1 protein-coding gene is annotated in these 1,792 nt (G+C 69.8%); it reads left to right on the forward strand.

What is annotated here, in order from left to right; genetic code table 11:
- Positions 1-133: 133 nt before the first annotated feature.
- A partial coding sequence (locus FOE67_RS24650; RefSeq protein ID WP_182667031.1) for an ABC transporter substrate-binding protein occupies positions 134-1,792 on the forward strand: 1,659 nt, incomplete at its 3' end.

Below are 1,792 nucleotides of genomic sequence, written 5' to 3' on the forward strand. Positions count from 1 at the left end.
CCCGGAACCCGTCCCTCCGGCGGTCGCCCGTCCCGCGACCGCCGTCGATCCCGCACGCCCCGGAGTCCGACGTGCCCGATTCCGAACCGGGCGCGTCACCCGTTCCCCACCCCCGCACACCCGGAGACCACCCATGAGAGTTCGTCCCCGCACCCGCAGAACCACGGCGGTCACAGCCGCCCTCCTGGCCGTCGGCCTCCTCGCCACGGCCTGTTCGGGAGGTGCCCAAACGGCGGGCAACGCCTCCGGCAACGGGTCGGGCACCGCCGTCCTCGACATCGGCATGCCCAACGGCCCCCAGGCGAACAACAGCAACCCGTTCCTGGACACCTCCGCCGGCGCCTCGCTCGGCTACCGATCGATGATCTACGAGCCGCTGGCCATGCCCAACGTCATCCAGCCGGAGCAGGAACCGGCCCCCTGGTTGGCCTCGGAGCACGAGTGGTCGGACAACTTCCACACCCTGGAACTGACCGTCGTCGACGGTCCGGAGTGGTCCGACGGCGAGGAGTTCGGCCCCGAGGACGTGGCGTTCACCTTCGAACTCATCCGGGACACCCCGGCCTTCAACGGCTACAGCATCCCCTTCGAGGACATCACGGTGGACGGTGACACCGTCACGGTGACCTTCGGGGCCTCCCAGTTCACCAACCGCAACCGGATCCTGGAGACGTTGATCGTCCCCGAGCACATCTGGTCGGAGCTGGACTCGCCGGAAACCTTCGACAACCGCGAACCGGTGGGCACCGGGCCCTACGTCATCAAGAGCTTCACCCCGCAGACCATCACCCTGGCCCGGCGCGACTCCTACTGGAAGGGCCTGCCGGAGGTCGAGGAACTGCGCTACACCTCGTACAACGACAACAACGCGCAGACCACCGCCCTGGCCAACGGCGAGACCGAGTGGTCCTTCGTCTTCATGCCGGACCACGAGCGCATCTACCTGGACCGCGACCCCGAGCACCACCACCTGTGGTTCCCCACCGGCCTGGGCGTCCACGGCCTGTGGCTCAACACCGAGCGCGCCCCCTTCGACGACCCGGCGGTGCGCCGCGCGGTCTCGCTGGTGATCGACCGCCAGGCCATCCACGAGCAGGCCCACGCCGGTCTGTACCCGGCCCTGGAGAACCCCACCGGCCTCCCCCTCCCGGCCGGCGAGCCCTTCCTGGCCCCCGAGTTCCGGGGCGTCGTCGTGGAACCCGACGTGGAGGCGGCGCGTGCCGAACTCGCCGAATCCGAGTACGAGTTGGACGGGGACACGCTCCGCGGTCCGGACGGCGAACCGGTGTCGGTGACCCTGACCGACCCGGCCGGTTGGTCCGACTACCTCACGGCGCTGTCCATCATCGAGGACAACCTCAAGGAGATCGGGATCTCCGCCAAGGTGGAGACCCAGACCGTGGACGCCTGGCGCAACGCCGTGGACACCGGTGACTTCGACGCCACGCTGCACTGGGCCAACACCGGTCCCACCCCGTACGACATGTACCAGCACATGATGGACCCCGCGGTCTACCGCCCGATCGGCGAGGCGTCCCCCGGCGGCAACTTCGGCCGCTTCCGCAACGACGACGTGGACCGGGCCCTGCGCGAGTACGCCGAGTCCCCCGACGAGGAGGTGCGGACCGAGGCGCTGTACGACCTGCAGCGGATCATCGTCGAGGAGGCCCCGGTCATCCCGACCGTGGCCGGTCCGATCGGCGCCCAGTACAACACCCGCAACTGGGTGGGCTGGCCGGACGAGTCCGACCCCTACGCCCCCCCGCAGCCCACCCAGCGCAACGTCCTGGAC

It is taken from the genome of Streptomyces calidiresistens (genome assembly GCF_014141525.1).
Taxonomy (GTDB): Bacteria; Actinomycetota; Actinomycetes; order Streptomycetales; family Streptomycetaceae; genus Streptomyces; species Streptomyces calidiresistens.